A 21235-nucleotide genomic window follows, 5' to 3' on the forward strand; every position below is an offset into this window, starting at 1 on the left:
TCGTGTGACGAAGATAAATGCCACATCCATCTCGCGCCACACCACCGCGTGTGGCTATGGATTCCGGGCTCGCGCTTCGCGCGCCCCGGAATGACGAGTGGAGAGAGCAGGGAGCGCGATCTGAAGAAGTGATCACCCCCGTCCCACGAACGGCATCTTCGTCGCCATCACCGTGATGAACAGGACGTTGGCGTCGAGCGGCAGGCCGGCCATGTAGGCGACGGCGTCGCCGACCGCCTTCACGTCCATGCGCGGCTCCGGCATCATGCGGCCGTCGGGCTGCAGCACGCCGCCGACCATGCGCTCGGTCATCGGCGTCTCGGCGTTGCCGATGTCGATCTGGCCGACCGCGATGTCATAGGCGCGGCCGTCGAGGTTCGACGCTTTCGTCAGACCCGTGATCGCGTGCTTCGTCGAGGTGTAGGGCGACGAGAACGGCCGCGGCGCGTGCGCCGAGATCGAGCCGTTGTTGATGATGCGGCCGCCGCGCGGCGATTGATCCTTCATGATGCGGAAGGCGTGCTGCGTGCACAGGAACGGCGCAGTGAGGTTGGTCGCCACCACCGACTGCCATTGCTGCAGGGTGAGGTCTTCGAATGGCACCGGTGGCGCGCCCATGCCGGCATTGTTGAACAGCACGTCGAGCCGGCCGTAGGTCGACTTCACGGTGTCGAACAGCGCCGCGATCGAGGCGGGGTCCATCATATCGGCGGAGACGGGGAGGCTCATGCCGGCTGGGCCGAGCTTGGCGGTCTCCTCCAGCATCTCCTTGCGGCGGCCGGCCAGCACCACGGTGAAGCCGCCCTTCATCAGCGCCAGCGATGCGGCGCGGCCGACCCCCGTGCCTGCGCCTGTCACCAGCGCGATCTTCTTTGCCGCTTCAGCCATGTTTCCTCACCTTCAGTTCAAGTTTTGCAGTTCAAGTGTTTTGCAGTTTCAGTGTTTTGACTCGCTCTGAGTCTTATAGGGCGGCCTTGGAATGTTGTTATGCGCAGCGCGCAGGGCCGCCGACCAGCGCGAGCGGAGATCGTGGAAATAGGGCTCGCCGGCCTCGATGCGATGATTGAGGTCGGCCTCGCAGGCCTCCGCGCGCACCACCAGGACGTCGATCGGCAGGCCGACGCCGAGATTGGAGCGCATCGTCGAGTCCATCGAGATCAGGCCCGTCTTCAGCGCCTCGTAGAGCTCGACGTCGTAATGCATGGCGCGGTCGAGCACCGGCTTGCCGTATTTGTGCTCGCCGATCTGCAGATAGGGCGTGTCGGTGGTGCATTCGATGAAGTTGCCGGCGGTGTAGACCATGAACAGCCGCATCCGCGAGCCCTTGATCTGGCCGCCGAACAGGAAGGAGACGTCGAACGAGATGTCTTCGGCCTTCAGCGCCGGGCCTTCGGTGGCGTGCACCATGCGGATCGCCTTGCCGATGCGCTGTGCGGCCTGAAACATCGTCGGCGCGTTCATCAGCGTCTCGACCTCGCCGGTGTCGGGGTCTTCCATCCCTTCGGTCAAGGTCGATAGGACGGACTGGCTGATGGCGAGATTGCCGGCGCTGGCGACAGCCACGATGCGCTCGCCCGGATTGGAGAAGATGTGCAGCTTGCGGAAGGTCGAGACGTTGTCGAGACCGGCATTGGTTCGGGTGTCCGCGATCATGACCAGGCCGTCACGCACCAGAATTCCGCAGCAATAGGTCATCTCAGTCCCCTCGAGCCATTGCGCGAATTACTAGCGAAAATCGGCCTCCCGTCCACCCCCGCCAATGTCGAAGCCGGGATGAGTGGTCCCTCCGCAAAGGTCGTCATTCCGGGGCGGAGCGAAGCGACGAGCCCGGAATCCATCCCTCCGTCCATCCTGCCGCCCGATGGATTCCGGGCTCGCGCTTCGCGCGCCCCGGAATGACACCATGGGTGGAGCGCGCGTTCCAGAATTCAGGACTGCCGCTGCGACTGCGATTGCGACGGGCCGCCGCGGCCGACCTGCTCGACCTTCACCTTCACGGTGAGCGTCTCGGTCCCGCCGCCATAGCGGGTGCCGCGCACCGGGGCGGCGCCGAGATAATCGAGCCCGATGGCGACCCGGACATGGGCGTCGGTGGTGCAGATGCAGTTGGCGGCGTCGAAACCGACCCAGCCGAGATTCGGCACATAGGCTTCCGCCCAGGCATGGCCGGCTTCTTGGTGCACTGCACCATCAGAGCGCAGGAAGTGGCCGGACACGAAACGCGCGGGGATGCCGGCGGCGCGCGCGCAGGCGATGAAGATATGCGCATAGTCCTGGCAGACGCCGCGCTTCAGCACGAAGGCTTCCGCCGCCGAGGTGCCGCTGTGGGTCGGATCCTCGTCGAAGGTCATGTGCTCGTAGACCTGCACCATCAGGGTGTGCAGAAGACCGAGCACGTCGCTGTCCGATTCCGCGCGCAGATCGCGCACGACGGCGGCCATGGCGGCATTGGCAGCCGTGAGGGGTGTCTGCCGGAGGAAGAAGCTGGGCGGGAAGCGCTCGTCCGCTCCCTTCAACACGCCGCCGGTGTCGTGCGTCTCGACCAGGCCTTCGGCCGTGATCGTGAGGTCCTCGAGTGCGCCATGGGTGATCACATGGGTGACGTTGCCGAATGCGTCTTCATGCATGTCGAGGCGGGCATCGGTCGACACATCGATCTGCCACTCCGCCACATATTGGCCGTCATTGCTGCCGGGCGTCATGCGGATGATCTGGATGGCGCCGGTCGCCGCTGGCTCGTAGCGGTAGGTGGTGGAATGGGAGATACGCAGGCGCATGGCGGTCGACCAGTCTTCGTCAGATGTGCTGTCCGCGGTAGCTCGTTTCACCTCTCCCTGAAAGGGGGAAGGAGGATCCCTCAGGCGAAGGGGAGGGCGCCCGGCGCCGGACGTGGTCTCGCAGACACAGTCCGACGGCCGCCCATCGCTGTTTCCGCTGCGCTCCGGGCGCTCAGATCAGATACTGCTTGGTGATGATCTCTCCAAGTCGCGAATTGTCGGCGATGAACTCCTGGATGAACTCGTGCACGCCGCGCTGGAAGATGTCGTCCATGTTGGAGTGGTCGAGCCGGTTGCGGACGCCGCGGGCATGACGCTGCGCCGCCCCCTGGCGGCCATAGGCGACGCCAATCTGGTCGAGATTGCGGACGAGGTTGCCGTAGCAGCTCGCCAGCGAGCGCGGCAGCGTGTCGTTGAGGATCAAGAGGTCCGCGATCAGCCAGGGCTTCAGCGTCTCGCGATAGACCCAGTGATAGGCCGTGAGCGCCGACACCGAACGCAGGATCGAGGTCCATTGATAGTAGTCCAGCGGGCCGCCGACATGCTCGTCCTCGGGCAGCAGCACGTGATATTTGACGTCGAGAATACGCGCGGTGTTGTCGGCGCGCTCCAGATGCAGGCCGAGCCGCGAGAACCAGTAGGCGTCGTTGCGCAACATCGTCCGGTAGGCCGAGCCGTCGAAGCGCAGCGAGGTCTCCTGCACGAAGCGCAGGAAGCGCGCCAGATCCTCGCGCGTCTTGGTGCCCTTGCTCCACACCTCCTGCAGCTCGATCCAGGAACCGTTGAGCGTGTCCCACATCTCCGAGGTCAGCGCCGTGCGGACCGAGCGGGCATTGAGACGGGCGGCCTCGATGCAGTTCTTGATCGAGGACGGGTTCGACGGATTGAACGAGAGATATTCGACGACGTTCTGCTCGTTGGCCTCGGAGTAGTGCTCGTAGAAGCTGACATTGACGCCGGCGGTCATCAGCGCCGACTCCCACTCGTTGGTCTTGCCGATATAGGCCGCGGGAAGGGCGGTGACGCGCAAGGTGGCGTCGATGGTGCGGGCGAGATACTCGGCGCGCTCGACGTAGCGGGCCAGCCAGTACAGGTTTTCGGCGGTGCGCGACAGCATGGGCAATCTACAAGCTGCGGAGTGATCCCGCCTCGTTGGCGGGAAAGGCAAGTATGGATCGAAGGTTTGTGAGGCGAGGCTTACTCATCCAGCACCCATGTGTCCTTGGTGCCGCCGCCCTGGCTGGAATTGACCACCAGCGAGCCTTCCTTCAGTGCCACGCGGGTGAGGCCGCCCGGCACGATGGTGGTGTGGTCGCGTCCGGTGAGCACGAACGGGCGCAGGTCGACATGGCGCGGCGCCAGCCCTGACGTGACGCAGGTCGGGCAGGTCGACAGCGCCAAGGTCGGCTGGGCGATGAAGCCCTCCGGCTCACGCTTCAGCTTGTCGCGGAACGCCTCGATGGTCGCCTTGGTGGCGGCCGGGCCGATCAGCATGCCGTAGCCACCCGAGCCGTGCACCTCCTTGACCACGAGTTCGCCGAGATGGTCGAGCACGTAGGACAGATCCTGCGGCTCGCGGCAGCGCCAGGTCTGCACGTTCTTCAGGATCGGCTCCTCGCCGAGATAGAACTTCACGACGTCTGGCATGTAGGAGTAGATCGCCTTGTCGTCGGCGATGCCGGTGCCGACCGCGTTGGCGAGCGTGACGTTGCCGGCGACGTAGGCCGACATCAGGCCGGGCACGCCGAGCGCCGAGTCGGGGCGGAAGGTGAGGGGGTCGAGGAAGTCGTCGTCGACGCGGCGGTAGATCACGTCGACCCGCTTCAGCCCCTCGGTGGTGCGCATGAACACCTCATCGTTCTTGACGATGAGGTCGCGGCCCTCGACCAGCTCGATGCCGAGCTTGTCGGCGAGAAAGGAGTGCTCGTAATAAGCGGAGTTGTAGATGCCGGGCGTCATCAGCGCCACCGTCGGCTCGGCCGAGGCGCTGAGCGGCGCGACCGAGCGCAGCGCCGACAGCAACTCGTCCGGATAGCGCTCGACCGGCGCGACGCGGTGGCGCGCGAACAGGTCCGGAAACAGCCGCATCATGATCTCGCGGTTTTCCAGCATGTAGGACACGCCGGACGGCGTGCGCGCGTTGTCCTCGAGCACGATGAAGTCGTTGGCGTCGACGCGGACGATGTCGATGCCGGCAATGTGGACGTAGACGTCGTGCGGCACGTCCTGCCCGTTCATCTCCGGGCGGAACACGGGATTCTGAAAGATCAGGTCATCCGGCACGACGTTGGCGCGCAGGATGTCCCGGCCGTGATAGATGTCGCGCAGGAACATGTTCAGCGCCTTGACGCGCTGCTTCAGCCCCTTTTCCAGCAGCGCCCATTCCTTGCCCGACAGGATGCGCGGAATGACGTCGAACGGGATCAGCCGCTCCTGCGCCTCCGCCTCGCCATAGACCGCGAAGGTGATGCCGATTCGCCGGAACAGCAGCTCCGCCTCGTGGCGGCGATACTCCAGCGCCTCCGGCGGCGTTTCCTTCAGCCACCGCGACAGCTCCTGATAAGCCTGACGGACCTCGCCGCCCGGCTCGTTCATTTCGTCGAACGCAACTGCCATAGATGCCCGTGTGTCCCAGCCTCGCCATACACTGCATGACTCTGCATGACGGTAGCAAGGGCCGGGCCAGCGCGATATGCATTCTCCTGCGGCATTTCGTGGGGGTTGCTGAAGCCATGCCCGAAAAACCGGCTGCGTCGTGCTCAAATCCGCGGCATAGACTGCGACGTTCCGGATGACATTGGCGCCGTGGCGGGCCAAAAGAGACGGCAGATGCGAGGAGAAACCATGAGCGAGATCGTCACCGCGGGGTTGCTGGTCATCGGCGACGAGATCCTGTCCGGCCGGACCAAGGACAAGAACATCGGCTTCATCGCCGAATACCTCACCAATCTCGGCATCGACCTCAAGGAAGTCCGGGTGGTCTCGGACGACGAGCCGGACATCATCGCGGCGCTCGACGCGCTGCGGCATCGCTACACCTATGTGTTCACCACCGGCGGCATCGGTCCGACCCATGACGATATCACCGCGGATGCGATCGCGAAGGCGTTCGGCGTCGGCATCGACCACCATCCCGAGGTGGTGGCGCGCTTCCGAGAGCGCTGGAGCGAGCAGGAGCTCAACGAGGCGCGGCTGCGCATGGCGCGCATCCCCGACGGCGCCGAGCTGATCCAGAGCGCGACCATCCTGGCGCCGGGCTTCAAGCTCGGCAACGTCATCGTCATGGCCGGCGTGCCCTCGATCATGCAGGCGATGATGGACATCGTGGCGCCGAAGCTGAAATCGGGCGTGCGGATGCTGTCCGAGACGGTGCGCGCCAATGCGCGCGAGGGCGACATCGGCGGTCCCTTGCGCGAGATCGCCAAGGTGCACCCGGACACCATCATCGGCAGCTATCCGTTCATCGACGAGGACCAGAAGCCGAATACGCATCTGGTGGTGCGCTCGCGCGACCAGGACAAGCTGTCGGCCGCGATGGCAGCGGTGAAGGAGATGCTCGCCGGGCTCAACGTGACGCGCTAAAGCAGGGACAGCTTTCGAGAACCCACGGACGAGATGAGATGCCAGACAAGACTTTGAGTGCAGAGGAGCGCGCGGGCCGGGCCTTCCCGGTGTCCTGGGACCAGTTTCATCGCGATTGCCGGGCGCTGACCTGGCGGCTGAACGAGATCGGGCCGTTTCATGCCGTGGTGGCCATCACCCGCGGCGGACTGGTGCCGGCGGCGATCGTGGCGCGCGAGCTTGGCGTGCGGGTCATCGATACGATCTGCATCGCGAGCTACGACCACACCAAGCAGGGCGAGCTCCAGGTCCTCAAGGGGATTTCAAACGACACCGCGGAGCTCGGCGGCGGCACCGGCAAGGGGCTTCTGATCGTCGACGACCTCGTCGACACCGGCAAGACCGGCCGCATGGTGCGCGACCTGCTCCCCGACGCCCATTTCGCCACCGTCTACGCCAAGCCGAAGGGCCGGCCGCTGGTCGACACCTTCATCACCGAGGTGTCGCAGGACACTTGGATCTTCTTCCCCTGGGACACCGCGCTGTCCTTCGCGCCGCCGCTGCGCGACGGGGCGGCGTGAGGAGGGCGCGAATGGCGGATAGGGAGTAGCGAATAGGGAATAGGGGCTGGTGGTTGCCCCATTCGCTATTTGCCACTCGCTATTCGCCTGCTCCGGAGCCGAAGGCGGAGGAGACGGATGCCTCTGCAGAATCGCGTCACGCCGACCGGCGACATCGTTGCTACGCCACACCGCGGCCTCTTCACGGGCAATCGCGGCATCATCCATGATCCCGCGACGAAGACGCTGCTGAGGAAGCGCTGGTCGAGCCCCGCCTGGCTGGTCTGCCTGTGCGACTTCCGCGGCCGCCGCCGGGAGGTGATGGCACGGCGCAGCTGGACCGAGCTGTTCTTTCTCGACGAGGCCACGGCTTTCGCCGCCGGTCATCGCCCCTGCTTCTATTGCCGGCGCGACGACGCCAAGAGGTTTCGCGCGGCGTGGGAGGAGGGCAACGGCGTCAGATCTCTGCGCGTCTCCGAGATCGATCGGGTGCTCCATCGCGAGCGTCTCGATCGCGGTCGCAAGCGCCTGCATCCGCTGCCGATGCCGCTCGCCGCCTTGCCCGACGGCGCCATGGTGCAGGCGGGCGAGGAGAGCTTTCTGATCCGAAAAGGCTGGGCGCTGCCCTGGTCGGCGGCGGGCTATGACGCGCCACGCGCAGAGATCACCGACGCGTTGCTGCTGACCCCGCCCTCGACGCTGCGCGCGATCAAGGCGGGCTACGCGCCGGTGCTGCATCCGAGCGCGATGACCTGACCGTCGGGTGATCGGGCCGCCGCACGGATGTGCCGCGCGGAGCTCCGCGCGTCACCACGTGTAGCGCACGATGCCCTTGCCGGCGTAGCTGCGGGTCACATCCGAGAACTCACCCTCGAAGCTCGCGCCGGCCGACCAGCCGTTCCGCCACTTCATCTCGGCAGAGACCGTCGTCAGCGCCGAATTCTGCGCCTGCCGCGCGCCGTTGACGACGAAGGATGCGCCCGGAAGGGCCTGGAACGTGGCCCCGGCCGACCGGCTGGGGTTGAAGTCATAGGCCCAAGCGAAGCGGCTGCGCAGCGTGAATACGCCGTCGGACACCGCATAGGATTTGTCGGTGCGCAGGCCCAGCTCCGACCGCGTATCGGTGACGTTCTGTGATCCGAAGCGGAGCGCGAAGGTATTGGCGCCGGCGACCGCATTCTCCGCATAGCCCGGCAGGCTGAACGTCGTGAACTGCGCCGCGGCGTAAGGCGTGATCCCGAACCCCATCCAGGGCGACACGAAGCGATAGCCGCCTTCCAGCCGGCCGGCAAAGGTGTTGGCGTCGAAATTGGCGCGCAGCTGGTCGACGCCGGCCACGGTCACAGTGCGGTTGGTGGTGATGTTCTGCCAGCCATACGCCAGTGCCCCCGAGATATAGCCTGCGCCGATATTGTGCCTGACGAAGGCGCCGGCCTGGAACAGGTCGGACCGGCCGCTGCCGCCATTGGCGACGCTGAACGTGGTGCCGCCGCCGGCCATCGAGAAACCGGCGATGGTGAACGGCGAGAAGCGATAGTCGGCGCCGACGGCCGTGCCGTAGAGGTTGCTGGTCGTGTTGTTCGAGCCCAGCGCGGTGTTGCCGTCGGTGGTCTGCGAGCCGCCAAAGCCGGCCGCCCATACGCTCCAGCCCGGTCTGGCCACGGGCGCGGCCGGCGCCTTGGTGTAGATCGCGGCCAGGGCGTCGTTCGGATTGCGCTTGCTAGCATAAGCGAGCGTCTCCTCCGCATAGCCGATTGCTCCGCCGGGCGCAGATCCCGAGTCGCCGCGACCGGCAACGAACGGGTCGGTCATGACGCCCATGAACTGCGTCATCGCGTTGAACGTCGTCTGCTGCGAGCTGGTCGAGGTCTCGCCGGAGATCTGCGTCAGTCCCGTTGGTGTCAAACCGGTGAAGACTACGGGGATGCTGCCATTCGTGTTGAAGTAGTTGGTGAGCGCGTTGCTGACGTTCTGCTGATTGATGTTCCCCGCCGGCGTGCCCATCGAGAGGTTGAGGAAAACATCGTTGCCATCATAGCTCAGCGTCGAGGTGAACCCGGCTGGGAGGTTGGTGTTGGTAATGCCGCCGAACGTGCCGCTGATGCCGCCGGTCGCGGTCAGAATGGTGTATTGTTTGGAGATGTAGCTGCCGTTCGCGAAGGTCGCGGTGACGGCGGCGCCACCGAGCGTCGCAGTGCCCGTCACGGCCGCGAACGACGCCGTGCTCGGATTCACCTGCACCAGATATTGCGCACCCGACTGGAACGCGAGGTTGCCGGTGATCGCCATGGAGGAGGCCGGGGTGCCATTGCCGGGCGAGAACGTGCCCGAGATCGTCGCATTGGCGCCGGTCACGGTGCCATCGCCGCTCAGCGTGCCGAACGTCTTGTTGAAGCCGTTGAGATCCAGCGTGCCGCCGGAGAGCACGCTGAAGACCGTGCTGGCACCGAACGCGTTCGCCGTGCCCGCGCGCAGCGTACCGCCGTCGACATTGGTCGCGCCGGTGTAGGTGTTGGTGCCCGAGAGCAGCAGGATGCCGCCGCCCGCCTTCACCAGGGTGCCGGCGGAGGCGCCGTCGCCGACGATGCCTTGCAACGTGGTCGTGGTCGCGCTGGTCACGTCGATCGTCGACAGCCCGGCAATCTTGAAGTCGCGGCCGTTGGCGAACGTCGTCGTGCCGGTGACCGCCAATGTGCCGCCGTTGGAAATGATCACGTCGTTGGCGACGTTGCCGAGATTGGCGGTGGCGCCGACCGAGAGCGTGCCGGCGCTGATGTTGACGTTGCCGGTGAACGTATTGGTCGCCGACAGCACCAACGTGCCGATGCCGGTCTTGTTGATCGCCGTGTTGACGCCGCCGGTCGTCAGTCCGGTGCCGCCGATCGAGTCGCCATAGGTCACGGTCCCGCCGGACACGCTGATATTGGCCATCACGCCGCTCAGGAAGATGCCGGCGCCCTGCGCTGCGCCGGCCGCCGCTGAAAATCCGTTGATCGCGCTTGGCCCGATCCCGATGCCGGGGGTGCCGGCGGTGCCACCGGTGACGGTGTTGCCGGAAATCGGCGAGTCGAGAATCGTCAGCGTGCCGCCGGTGGCGACATAGATGGCACCACCATTGGCTGCGCCGCCATTGCCGCCGGCGCCGCCGTCGGAGCCGGGCCCAGGCCCGCCCGAGCCGCTGGCATTCGTAGCGCCGTCGCCGCCGGTGCCGCCGTTGCCGCCATTGGCGTTGCCGGTGCCGCCGCCATTGTTGTTGGTGTAGGTGTTGCTGTTGGTGGTGCCGGAGCCGCCGCCACCACCACCGCCGTCACCGAGCGCGGCGCCCGCGGTGCCGGTCGTGCCTTGCGTGCCGGTATGTCCGCCGGTGCCGCCCGCACCGCCGCCGCCGCTGGCGCCGCCGTTGTTCGCGGCACCGCCCGCGCCGCCATTGCCGCCGTTCACCGGGTCGGCTGCCGCGTTCTGTGCGCTGCCGCCGTTGCCGCCATTGCCGCCGGTGGCGCTGTTGTTGGTGAAGGTGACCGCGGCGATCGTGACATTGGCGCCGCTGCCGACCAGCAGGCCGCCGCCGGCTCCGAGACCGCCGCCGCCGCCGCCGCCGGAGCCATAGGCCAAGCCGCCGCTATAATAGCCGTTCTGGCCGTTCTGGCCGTTGCCGCCGATCGCGGCCGTGTTGGTGATCGCCAGGCTGGAGATGTTCACGGTCGGCGCGTTGGCGCCGTTGACGACGATGCCCTGAAACGAGGAGGCGCCGTTGATCGTCTGGCCGTTGCCGGTGATGTTCACCGTGACGTTGCTGTTGGCGGCCTGCAGTTGCGCAAGCGAGCTCGACAGCGTGAATCCGCTGGTGATGTTGATCGTCACGGTCGAGTTGGCGCCGGCGGCCGCGACCGCTGCCACCGCCGTATTCCAGTCGGTCTGGTTGGCGACGTCGATCGCCATCGCCTGCGTGCTCAGGAACGTGCTGGCACAGAGGATGGAGAGGGCCAGCCATCGCCGAGGCTTTGATTTCGGCGCAGCAATAATCGTTCTCGCAATGCAAGCCATCCCTATCCCCAGCAATGAAGGCAATGTCAGATTCGAAACTGATGCAGGCGGTGGAAACTCACCGCGTTAACAGGTAGTAGCGAAATGAAATGCTCGTACACACATTGTCAAGAACGCGAAAGACACAGTGCTCTGCCAACGATGTTGCTGGGTATTTCGCTACCACGGTCGCCGAAGTTGATCACGACGAGATGTCGTCCCGTCGGCCGTGAGCAGCTCCAAACTAACAGTAAGGTGCACATGAGCGCTGCGCGCAGCGGGGCCCAACGCTGCTGCTGATTCATCCGGAGTCTTACCGGCCGGTGCGCTCGCGCGAGGGCTCGTCAGCGTGCGAGAGGAGCCGACCGGGAGACAGGCGGTGACCTGTGATGCTCCGCAGGCACCGCGTGAGTGGCGATGGGCGCCAGCATCGGTCGGCGTGCGCCGTCAATCGTGGCCGCTCAAGCGAACCGCTGCCGTGCCAGCTTGGCTCCGGTGCCGAGCGCCATCAGCTTGGCCTCGGCGATCTCGCGCCGCATCGGCGCCATGCCGCAATTGGTGGTGGCGATGATGTTCTCCTTCGGCACCACCTTCATGACGTCCTCGAGGGTCTTGCAGACGTCCTCGGCGGTCTCGATCGCGTCACTGGCGACGTCGATGACGCCGGCCTGCACGATCTTGTTCTTGAGCAGGCCGAGCAGCTCGATCGGCACCTTCGAATTGCGGCATTCGACCGCGACCTGCTGGATGGTGCTGGCGTCGATGACCGGGAACGTCTCCTCATACTGCCGCCACTCGCCGCCGAGCGTCTCCTTCCAGTCGGTGTTGGCCTTGATGCCGTAGCCGTAGCAGATGTGCACGGCCGTCGGGCAGGTCAGCCCCTCGGCGGCGCGCTCCAGCGCCTTGATGCCCCAATCGCGCACCTCGTCCATGTAGACGTTGAAGGCGGGCTCGTCGAACTGGATCATGTCGATGCCGTCGTCGTGCAGCGCCTTCGCTTCCTGGTTCAACAGCTCGGCAAAGGCGAACGCCATCTTGACGCGGTCGCCATAGTAGCTGTCGGCGATGGTGTCGATGATCGTCATCGGACCGGGCAGGGTGAACTTCACGGCGCGCGTGGTGTGCGTGCGCGCGATCCGCGCCTCGTCGCCATGGACGCGGCCCTTCAGCGACAGCGGCGCCACCACCTGCGGCACCATCGCCTTGTAGCGATCCTTGCGGATGCCCATCTCGACCTTGTGCGCGAAGTCGATGCCCTCGACCCGCTCGAGGAAGCCGTGCACGAAATGCTGGCGCGACTGCTCGCCCTCGGTGAGGATGTCGATGCCGGAATCCTCCTGCAGCTTCAGCGCGAGAATGGTCGCGTCGCGCTTGGCGCGCGCAAGCTCATCGCCCTTCGACTTCCACGGGGCCCACAGCACGTTCGGCTCGGCCAGCCATTCCGGCTTCGGCAGCGAGCCTGCGATGGTCGATGGAAACAGCATGGTCGAACTCTCCGTCGGCGTATGGGGCGGTCAGGCTTGAGCGCCTGTCTGCCATGGCTTACCCTTCAGGTACAGAAGAACGAAGCCGCCTCGCGTGTTCCGCGGCGCGGCATAATGGTCCGGGGAAGGAATCGGGGAAAGCATGATCGATCTCCATTACGCGCCGACGCCGAACGGCTGGAAGATCTCGATCATGCTCGAGGAACTCGGGCTGCCCTATACCGTGATTCCCGTCGACATTCGCGCCGGCGACCAGTTCAAGCCGGAGTTCCTGGCGATCAGCCCGAACAACCGGATTCCGGCGATCGTCGATCATGCGCCGGCCGATGGCGGCGCGCCGTTCCCGGTGTTCGAGACCGGCGCCATCCTGATCTATCTCGCGGACAAGACCGGCCGTTTCCTGCCGCAGGAGATGCGGGCGCGCTCGCGGGTGATCCAATGGGTGATGTGGCAGATGGCGGGGCTGGGGCCGATGATGGGGCAGCACGGCCATTTCGCGCTCTATGCGGCCGAGACGATCCCGTATGCGATCCAGCGCTACCGCGACGAGGTCGCACGGTTGTTCCACGTGCTCGACGTGCAGCTCGGCAAGACCGGTGCCTATGTCGCCGGCGACGACTACACGATCGCCGACGTCGCCTGCTTTCCCTGGATGATGACGCACAAGGCCCAGGGCTTCACGCTCGACGACTACCCCCACACCAAGCGCTGGTACGCGACGTTGCGTGGCCGGCCGAAGCTGCAGGCGGGGCTTGCGATCGGCAAGTTCGTCAAGGAGCCGTTCAACGAGCAGTCGCGTCATGTGATGTTCGGCGCGCGCGCGAAGGAGATGATGGGGAGATCGTGAGCGAGCTCCGCGGCATCGCGAGGAGCATGGGGATAAGCGGGGATAAGCCATCCAGACCGTATGTTGCAGCCCCTGGATTGCTTCGTCGCTACGCTTCTCGCAATGACGGAGAGAGTGATGTGCGCCAACTGCCTCCGCCGTCATTGCGAGCGCAGCGAAGCAATCCAGGGGCGACACTAATGGTCTCAATGACTCCGTGGCGCTCTCGATGACGAACGCATCAAGACCTTGAGGAAACACACATGATCGAATTCTTCTTCGACTGCTCCAGCCCCTGGACCTATCTGGCCTTCCACAACATCCAGCCGCTCGCGAAAGAATTCGGCGTCGACATCGTCTGGCGGCCCATTCTCGTCGGCGGTATCTTCAACACCGTCAATCCCAGCGTCTATGCGCAACGCGAGAAGCCGGTGCCGGCCAAAGCGGCCTACATGCTGAAGGACCTCGGCGACTGGGCGCGCTCGGCCGGGCTCAGGATCAAGATGCCGCCGACGGTGTTTCCGGTGAACAGCGTCAAGGCGATGCGCGGCTGCATCTGGCTGGGGCAGGACATGGTGCCGTTCGCGCGGACCGTGTTCGAGATCTATTGGGGGGAGGACCAGGACATCTCGCAGGATGCGGTGCTGACGGAGGTGTGCCGGCGTGTCGGCATCGACCCGAAGGCGTTCTTCGATGGGATCGCGCAGCAGGGCATCAAGGACCAGCTGCGCATCAACACCGAGGAGGTCGTCAAGCGCGGCGGCTTCGGCTCGCCGACCATCTTCGTCAATGCCACCGACATGTATTTCGGCAACGATCGGCTGCCGCTGATCCGCGAGGCGCTGGCGAGGGCGAAGGGGCGCGCCGGCTGATGCCGCGGGCGATCGTCTGCCGCGAGCTCGGCCCGCCGGAGAAGCTGAGGCTGGAAAGCCTGCCGTCTCGTGTGTTGGCTGACGGCGAGGTGCGGGTGAGGATCCGCGCCGCCGGCATCAATTTCCCGGACATCCTCATGGCGGCGGGTGAGTATCAGCTCAAGCCGGAGCTGCCGTTCACGCCCGGCGTGGAGGCGGCCGGCCATGTCATCGCGATCGGCGCCGCCGTGACCGGCCATGCCGTCGGCGACAAGGTCATCGTCCGCATGCGCTTCGGTGCTTACGCCGAGGAGGCGGTGGTGGCGGGGAGCCAGCTCATGCCGCTGCCGTCGACCTTCGACTACGCGGAAGGCGCGACCTATCTCGCCGGCCACGGCACCGCCCATCACGCGCTGGTCGATCGCGGCCAGCTCAAGCCCGGCGAGACTCTGCTGGTGCACGGCGCCGGTGGCGGCGTCGGCCTCGCCGCCGTCGAGATCGGCAAGCTCTTGGGCGCGACGGTCATTGCAGCAGCGTCCTCGGAGGAGAAACTCGCGGTGGCACGCGCGCGTGGCGCCGATCATCTCGTGCTGTATGCGCGCGAGCCGTTCCGCGACGCCGTCAAGCGCATCACGGATGGGCGGGGCGTCGACGTCGTGTTCGACCCGGTGGGTGGCGAGGTGTTCGAGCACAGCGTCCGCTGCATCGCCTGGGGCGCGCGGCTGCTCGTGATCGGCTTCACCGGCGGCATCGGGCTCGCACGCACCAATTTGATCCTGATGAAGGGCGCCAGCGTGCTCGGCGTGCGCGCCGGCGAGGCCGTGCGCAGAGACCCTGAACTCGGAGAGCGACGCATGGCGGCGCTGCTGGCCTTCGCCGAGCAGGGCAAGCTGCGGCCGAACGTGTCGCACCGTGTGCCGTTCGAGGATTACGCAGTGGCGATGCGGCTGTTGATCGAGCGCAAGGCGATCGGCCGCGTGGCGCTGGTGATGGATTAGTTTGCAGGCCTGCCCAAAAATGTGGCGGACGGGTCTATGTATTTTTTTACCACTGGATTCATAGAATGATCGGACAGGTTGAGGCCGATCATGTTGAAGACGTCGAAGATACTTCACCGCATTGCCCTGTCTGCATTGCTGCCCATCCTCACATTGGCTGCGTTGGCGGCCTACGAGATCTCCACGAAATGGGCGGTGCGCGTCGAGATGATGCACATGCAGCCGGTGGCGGAAGCCGTCGGCAAGCTCAGCCGTTTCGTTCATGAGCTGCAGCGTGAGCGCGGCATGTCGTCGGCGTTTCTCAGCAGCAAGGGCACGCAGATGCGCGCCGAGCTGGATCAGCAGCGCAGGCTGACCGACGGCGAGCGCGCGCATGCGGTCGCCGCGCTGGACGGGCTGCGCCGGAGCGGCGCGCTGGCCGAGGCGGCGCAGGCGAGCGAGCAGGCGTTGGCGCAGCTCGATCGCCATCGCGGCGACATCGACGCGCAAGCCATAACGCCGGCGGCGGCCGTCAGCGCTCTCACCGAGATTGTCGCCCGGCTGACCAGCCTGATCAACGGCATATCGGCGCTGAGCGATGATGACGACATCTCCAAGGCGATCATCGCCTATGGCAACCTGACGGAAGGCAAGGAGCGCGCCGGCCTGGAGCGCGCGGTCGTGGCGGGTGGCCTTGCCGCCGGTCGCTTCGAGCAGGCCGCCTATGCGCGTGCCATAGGGCTGGCTGCAGCACAGGACAGTTATTTCGCGGCATTTCGCGCCGCCGCCTCGGCGAGAGGGCGTGCGGCGTTCGATGCGGCGATGACCGGACCGGCGATCGACGGCGTCGTTGCCATGCGCAAGGTGGTGGAGCAGGGCGGCGTCAGCGGTGATTTCAAAGGGCTCGCGAGCAAAGCCTGGTTCGATGCGGCCACGCTGCGGATCGATCTCCTGAAGCAGGTCGAAGACGCTCTGGCCGTTGAGCTGTCGGAGCTGATGGCCGGCAAGCAGGCCGCGGCCACGGCCAGCCTCGCCGCCGTCGGCGTGCTGCTGCTGCTCGCCTTGGCGCTGAGCCTCGCGATCGTCGTCGCGCTGGCGCGCAGCATCACCGGGCCAATCAACGCACTTGCCGATACGATGACGCGGCTGGCGAAGGGCGATGTGAGCACCGCGATCGACGCGGTCGATCGGCGCGACGAGGTCGGCCTGATGGCGAGGGCAGTGCAGGTCTTCAAGGAGAACATGATTCATGGCGCCGAGCTCGCCGCCAGGGATGCGGAAGCGATGAGCCAGCGCGCCGAAAAAGCCAAGCGCGTCGGCGAGCTGACCGACCGTTTCAGCGGCGATATCGCGGCCGTGATCGATAGCGTGATCTCAGCCTCGGCACAGCTCGAATCGACGGCTGCCGTGATGAACCGGACGGCGAGCCGGACCTGCAGTGAAGCGAGCAGCGTCGCGCAGGCGACCGAGGCCGCATCGAGCAACATGCAGACGATGGCCGCGGCGACGGACCAACTGTCGAGCTCGGTCGCGGGCATCGGCGGTCAGGTGACGCAGTCGGCCGACATGGCGCAGAAGGCGGCCGCGGAAGGGCAGCGGACCAACGAGACCGTGCAGGGCCTTTCCAGCATGGCCGAACGGATCGGCGACATCGTGCGGCTGATCAGCGACATTGCCGGCCAGACCAACCTTCTCGCGCTCAATGCGACCATCGAGGCCGCGCGGGCGGGCGAGGCCGGCCGCGGCTTTGCCGTGGTCGCCGGCGAGGTGAAGCTGCTTGCCGAGCAGACCGCCAAGGCGACCGGAGAGATCCGCGCGCAGATCTCCGGAATGCAGGAGGTGTCGACCGAAGCCGTCCGCGCCATCCGCGGCATCACCACGACCATCGGCGAGCTGAACGAGATCGCGTCGTCGATCGCGAATGCCGTCGAGGAGCAGGGCGCGGCCACGCGCGAGATGGCGCGCAACGTCCAGCACGCGGCCAAGGGGACCGACGAGATTTCGCAGAACATCCAGCAGGTCACGGCCGCCGCCAACGAGTCCGGCGTCACCGCCAGCCAGGTGCTCGGGGCGTCGGCGGAGCTGCTGCGCCAGTCCGAGAGCATGCGCCGCCATGTCGATGACTTCATTCGCGGCATCAAGGCGGCGTGAGTGATCGCACGCGATGGGATTGGCTTCTCATCGAGCGAAAGCGGCCGAGTGCGTGGCGCCGATGATCACGGCGCTGATGATGGAGTGACGCGGGGCGCCACTCGCTGTCGTCCCGGCCTCCGCGCCGGGACCCATACCGCGTGATCCATCGTGCGGCACCCTGGACGTCGTTCTTCGCCAAACGGCATCCGGTGGCTATGGATCCCGGATCGGCGCGCGCGTGCCGCGCGCTTGTCCGGGATGACAGCGTTCTATTTATACTCCCGCTCGTCCCACCACGGGAAATAGTCCGGCATGTCGGCGGTGACGGTGTTCTTGAACTGCGCCGGGCGCTTCTCCAGGAACGACACCACGCCTTCCTTGACGTCGTCGGAGCGGCCGCGCGCGTAGATGCCGCGGCTGTCGACCTTGTGCGCCTCCATCGGATCGTCGGCGCCCATCATGCGCCACATCATCTGGCGGATCAGCGCGATCGACACCGGCGCGGTCTTGTCGGCGATCTCGCGAGCCAGCGCGCGTGCGGTGGGCAATAGTTCCTCCGGCGGCACCACCTTGCTGACGAGACGGCCGGCGAGCGCTTCCTGCGCCGGAAACACGCGGCCGGTGTAGCACCATTCCAGCGCCTGCGAGATGCCGACGATGCGCGGCAGGAACCAGCTCGACGCCGCCTCCGGCACGATGCCGCGCTGGGAGAACACGAAGCCGAACCGCGCGCCCTCCGAGGCGATGCGGATGTCCATCGCGAGCTGCATGGTGACACCGATGCCGACGGCCGGGCCGTTCACCGCGGCGATGACCGGCTTCAGCGACTTGAAGATGCGCAACGTCACCTGGCCGCCGCCGTCGCGCACCTGCGGATCGGAATAGTCGACGCGGCCATCGGCGTGGCGCTTCACCGGCCCGCGCTTGGCATCGCGATCGAACGTGTCGGCGCCGGAGGAGAGGTCGGCTCCGGCGCAGAAGGCGCGGCCCGCTCCGGTGACGATGATCGCCCTGACGCCGTCATCCTTGTCGGCGCGATCGAAGGCGTCGATCAGCTCTTCCATCATGGTGCCGGTGAAGGCGTTGAGCTTCTCCGGCCGGTTCAGCGTGATGGTGAGGATCTTGTCGGCGACGTCGTAGAGAATGGTCTGATACGCCATGGGTGTTTCCTGATGTGTTGTTGTTATCGTTGTTAGAAACGTCATTACGGAGCGATGCGCAAGCATCAGGCCATGGGCAAGTGCGTATGGTATTCCGTAGGGTGGGCAAAGGCGCGGCGCGCATTGCGCGCGGCGACGTGCCCACCATTTTCACCGATGGTCCGGCGGTAGGCACGGCGCCCGTCAGCAGCGGTGAGCGTGGATAGCGCCGTGTACGCGCCTTTGCCCACCCTACGAATCCGTCAGGGCGCCACCGGCCACGGCCGCTGCTCACCGCGCAATCCTTCGAACGTCTTCGCCATCCCGAGCACGCCGACGTCGTCGAAGCGGCGGCCGATGATCTGCAGGCCGATCGGGAAGCCGTCGGCGTCATAGCCGGCATTGACTGAGATCGCCGGGTTCTCCGACATGTTCCACGGCACGGTGTAGGTGATGTGCTCGAACGGCCTCTCGGGGTCGTTGAGCGGCGAGGCGAACTCGGCGGGGAATTTCACGCCGGGCGAGGTCGGAGAGATGATGTAGTCATAGTCGCAGAACAGTCTTGCTGCGGCGGCGCGCAGGGTCATCGTGACGTTGAAGCCCCTGATGACCTCGACGCCCGACAGCGCGGCGCCGCGCTCGGCCCATTGCAGGATGTAGGGCAGGGTCTTGGCACGAACGTCGGGCGCGAGCCGCGCCAGATCGTCCCACAGCCGCGCACGCCAGAAATTGTCGAGACCGTCGAGCATCTCGCGGGTCAGGAAGCCCTTCACCTCGCTGATGACGGCACCTGCGGATTCGAAGGCTTTTGCGGCCGCCAGCGTCGTCGCACGCACCGGCTCCTCGAGCGCCTGGCCGACGCCGCCGAGGTCGAGCATCACGCCGATGCGCAGCTTGCGCACCGGCTTCTCCGCGACCTTCCAGTGCAGGTCCGAGGGCGGCAGGCTGGTGCCGTCGCGCCTGTCCGGCTTCGACAGCACGCTCATCATCAGCGCAGCGTCGTCGACGATGCGCGTCATCGGCCCGGCGACGCGGCCGACATAGGGCGGATCGATCGGCACGCGGCCGAAGCTCGGCTTGAGGCCGACGAGACCGCACCACGACGCCGGCAGCCGGATCGAGCCGCCGATGTCGGTGCCGACATGCAGCGGGCCATAGCCGGCTGCGGCCGCGGCACCCGCGCCGGCGCTGGAGCCGCCGGGGTTCATCCGCAGGTCCCACGGATTGCGCGTCTGCGGATGGAAGCTCGACAGGCCCGACGACAGCATGCCGTAGTCGGGCATCGTGGTCTTGGCGAAGATGATCGCGCCGGCCTCGCGCAGCCGCGCCACCGGCGGCGCGTCGGCCGCCAGCGGCGCGCGCGTGACGCTGGCTGCGCCGAGCGGCATCGGCTGGCCCTTGGTGGCGATGTTGTCCTTCACCGTCGCCGGTACGCCGTCGAGGACGCCTGCCGGCTCGTCCTTGGCCCAGCGCTCGGTCGAGGCCTTCGCTTCCGCCCGCGCCCCGTCGACATCGAGCAGATACAGCGCCTTGATGTGCGGCTCCCACACTGCGACATGCGCCAGCACGTCGTCCATCACCTCGGACGGCGAGAACTGGCGCGCGCGATAGCCGGCGATCAGGTCGACCGCGGAGAGATCGTGCAGCGAGGTGATGTCGTCAGAGGCGGGCTTGTGCATGCTGGTGCTCCGTTGCCGAAGTTCATCTCAATTCGCGCCCGCTCATTGACGTAGATCAGCGCTAAGCTGCCGGCAGACGAGTCTCGATGATGCGGGCGAACATGCTGGCGCCGATCGGCAGGATCTTGTCGTCGAGCACATAGCCGGGATTGTGCACCGGCACCGAGCCCTCATGGCCGACCCAGAAATAGGCGCCCGGAATCGTCTGCAGCATGTCGGCGAAATCCTCGCTGCCCATCTTCGGCGTCGAGCGGGTCAGCACCTTGGACGGCTCGACCACGGTGCGCGCGACCTGCTCGACGACCTTGGACTGCTCCTCCTGGTTCACCAGCACGCTGAACGTGTCGCGGATGTCGACATCGATCTCGCAATTGAACGCCGCCGCCATGCCGGCGCAGATCGCGCGCATGCGCTCGCGCACCAGCGCGCGCACGGGGTCCGAGAACGCGCGCACGGTGCCGCACAGCCAGGCATCGCCGGGAATGACGTTGTAGGCCGAGCCGGCATGGATCTGCGTGATCGAGACAACGGCCGCCTGCAGCGGTTCGACATTGCGGCTGACGATGGTCTGGATCGCCTGCGCCACGCTGGTCGCGATCACCACCGCGTCCTTGGAGCGCTCGGGCATCGCGCCATGGGCGCCGTAACCGGAGATGCGGATGTCGAAGAAATCGGCGCCGGCCATGGCCGGACCGGGCAGGATCGCGATCTCGCCATGCTCCAGGTCGGGCGCGTTGTGCAGGCCGTAGAGCTCGTCGCAGGGAAACTTCTGGAACAGGCCGTCCTTGATCATCGCGCGTGCGCCGCCGAGGCCTTCCTCCGCCGGCTGGAAGATGAAGTGCACGGTGCCGTCGAAGTTGCGGGTCTCGGCGAGATAGCGCGCGGTGCCGAGCAGCATCGTGGTGTGGCCGTCATGGCCGCAGCCGTGGAAACGGCCGGGGATGGTCGAGCGCCAGGGCAGGTTCGTATTCTCCTCCATCGGCAGCGCATCCATGTCGGCGCGCAGGCCGATCTTCCTGCCGCTGTCGTTCTTGCCCTTGAGCACGCCGATCACCCCGGTGCCGCCGAGGCCGCGATGCACCTCGATGCCCCATTGCGCAAGCTTCTCGGCGACGATGCCGGAGGTGCGCGTCTCCTCGAAGCCGATCTCCGGATGCGCGTGCAGGTCGCGGCGGATGGCGGTGAACTCGTCGGCGTAACCTTGGATGCGATCGATGGTGGGCAT

The 21235-nt window shown here is 66.3% G+C and carries 17 protein-coding genes; 7 read left to right on the top strand and 10 right to left on the bottom strand.

The genetic code is table 11. From position 1 onward, the window contains the following. Window positions 1-132: 132 nt before the first annotated feature. The 5 genes from QX124_RS22455 to QX124_RS22475 form a co-directional block, all read right to left on the bottom strand. Entirely contained in the window at window positions 133-888 is a 756-nt protein-coding gene (locus QX124_RS22455; RefSeq protein ID WP_315798300.1) for an SDR family oxidoreductase, read from the bottom strand. Window positions 889-936: 48 nt separating this feature from the next. Next, a complete protein-coding gene (locus tag QX124_RS22460; protein ID WP_315714729.1) occupies window positions 937-1695 on the bottom strand; it encodes a peptidase in 759 nt (252 codons plus the stop codon). Window positions 1696-1928: 233 nt separating this feature from the next. Further along, window positions 1929-2777: a transglutaminase family protein gene (locus QX124_RS22465; protein WP_315737452.1), complete on the bottom strand. Its 849-nt coding sequence runs from the start codon at window positions 2775-2777 to the stop codon at window positions 1929-1931. Window positions 2778-2949: 172 nt separating this feature from the next. Then, window positions 2950-3894 carry an alpha-E domain-containing protein gene (locus tag QX124_RS22470; protein ID WP_315737453.1) on the bottom strand — a complete coding sequence of 315 codons (945 nt, stop codon included), beginning with the start codon at window positions 3892-3894 and terminating at the stop codon, window positions 2950-2952. 80 nt (window positions 3895-3974) lie between these two features. Beyond that, a complete protein-coding gene (locus tag QX124_RS22475; protein ID WP_315737454.1) occupies window positions 3975-5393 on the bottom strand; it encodes a circularly permuted type 2 ATP-grasp protein in 1419 nt (472 codons plus the stop codon). Between the two features lie 228 nt (window positions 5394-5621). Here QX124_RS22475 and QX124_RS22480 point away from each other — a divergent pair, with 228 nt between their 5' ends. The 3 genes from QX124_RS22480 (at window position 5622) to QX124_RS22490 (ending at window position 7654) form a co-directional block, all read left to right on the top strand. Next, a complete protein-coding gene (locus QX124_RS22480) occupies window positions 5622-6359 on the top strand; it encodes a competence/damage-inducible protein A (RefSeq protein ID WP_315771079.1) in 738 nt (245 codons plus the stop codon). Between the two features lie 38 nt (window positions 6360-6397). Next, complete coding sequence (gpt, locus tag QX124_RS22485) at window positions 6398-6919, top strand: xanthine phosphoribosyltransferase (RefSeq protein WP_315798301.1); 522 nt, start codon at window positions 6398-6400, stop codon at window positions 6917-6919. A 117-nt stretch (window positions 6920-7036) separates the two neighbouring features. Next, window positions 7037-7654, top strand: a complete 618-nt coding sequence (locus tag QX124_RS22490; protein ID WP_315798302.1) for a hypothetical protein — start codon at window positions 7037-7039, stop codon at window positions 7652-7654. Between the two features lie 51 nt (window positions 7655-7705). On the opposite strand, the gene QX124_RS22495 is transcribed toward QX124_RS22490, so the two are convergent. Together QX124_RS22495 and QX124_RS22500 are read right to left on the bottom strand one after the other, a co-directional pair. Further along, window positions 7706-10837 (bottom strand): autotransporter domain-containing protein, encoded by a 3132-nt coding sequence (locus QX124_RS22495; protein ID WP_315798303.1) that lies wholly within the window; start codon window positions 10835-10837, stop codon window positions 7706-7708. Window positions 10838-11382: 545 nt separating this feature from the next. Beyond that, window positions 11383-12405: a methionine synthase gene (locus QX124_RS22500; protein ID WP_315798304.1), complete on the bottom strand. Its 1023-nt coding sequence runs from the start codon at window positions 12403-12405 to the stop codon at window positions 11383-11385. 142 nt (window positions 12406-12547) lie between these two features. Here QX124_RS22500 and QX124_RS22505 point away from each other — a divergent pair, with 142 nt between their 5' ends. From QX124_RS22505 to QX124_RS22520, 4 genes are all read left to right on the top strand, one after another. Beyond that, window positions 12548-13252, top strand: a complete 705-nt coding sequence (locus tag QX124_RS22505; protein WP_315798305.1) for a glutathione binding-like protein — start codon at window positions 12548-12550, stop codon at window positions 13250-13252. A gap of 242 nt (window positions 13253-13494) precedes the next feature. Beyond that, on the top strand, window positions 13495-14103 hold the full coding sequence (locus tag QX124_RS22510) for a 2-hydroxychromene-2-carboxylate isomerase (protein WP_315798306.1): 609 nt from the start codon (window positions 13495-13497) through the stop codon (window positions 14101-14103). Beyond that, entirely contained in the window at window positions 14103-15080 is a 978-nt protein-coding gene (locus QX124_RS22515; protein ID WP_315798307.1) for an NADPH:quinone oxidoreductase family protein, read from the top strand. The genes QX124_RS22510 and QX124_RS22515 overlap by 1 nt, the downstream gene beginning before the upstream one ends. Before the next feature lie 90 nt (window positions 15081-15170). Then, entirely contained in the window at window positions 15171-17210 is a 2040-nt protein-coding gene (locus QX124_RS22520) for a methyl-accepting chemotaxis protein (protein WP_315798308.1), read from the top strand. A 251-nt stretch (window positions 17211-17461) separates the two neighbouring features. On the opposite strand, the gene QX124_RS22525 is transcribed toward QX124_RS22520, so the two are convergent. The 3 genes from QX124_RS22525 to QX124_RS22535 all read right to left on the bottom strand — a co-directional run bounded on the left by QX124_RS22525 (window position 17462) and on the right by QX124_RS22535 (window position 21235). Continuing rightward, window positions 17462-18352: a crotonase/enoyl-CoA hydratase family protein gene (locus QX124_RS22525; protein ID WP_315737464.1), complete on the bottom strand. Its 891-nt coding sequence runs from the start codon at window positions 18350-18352 to the stop codon at window positions 17462-17464. Window positions 18353-18594: 242 nt separating this feature from the next. Then, window positions 18595-20010, bottom strand: coding sequence for an amidase (locus tag QX124_RS22530; protein WP_315798309.1), 1416 nt, complete (start codon window positions 20008-20010; stop codon window positions 18595-18597). Between the two features lie 61 nt (window positions 20011-20071). Further along, on the bottom strand, window positions 20072-21235 hold the full coding sequence (locus tag QX124_RS22535) for a M20 aminoacylase family protein (RefSeq protein ID WP_315798310.1): 1164 nt from the start codon (window positions 21233-21235) through the stop codon (window positions 20072-20074).

Origin of the sequence: Bradyrhizobium sp. SZCCHNRI3043 (genome assembly GCF_032377735.1) — a bacterium.
Taxonomy (GTDB): domain Bacteria; phylum Pseudomonadota; class Alphaproteobacteria; order Rhizobiales; family Xanthobacteraceae; genus Bradyrhizobium.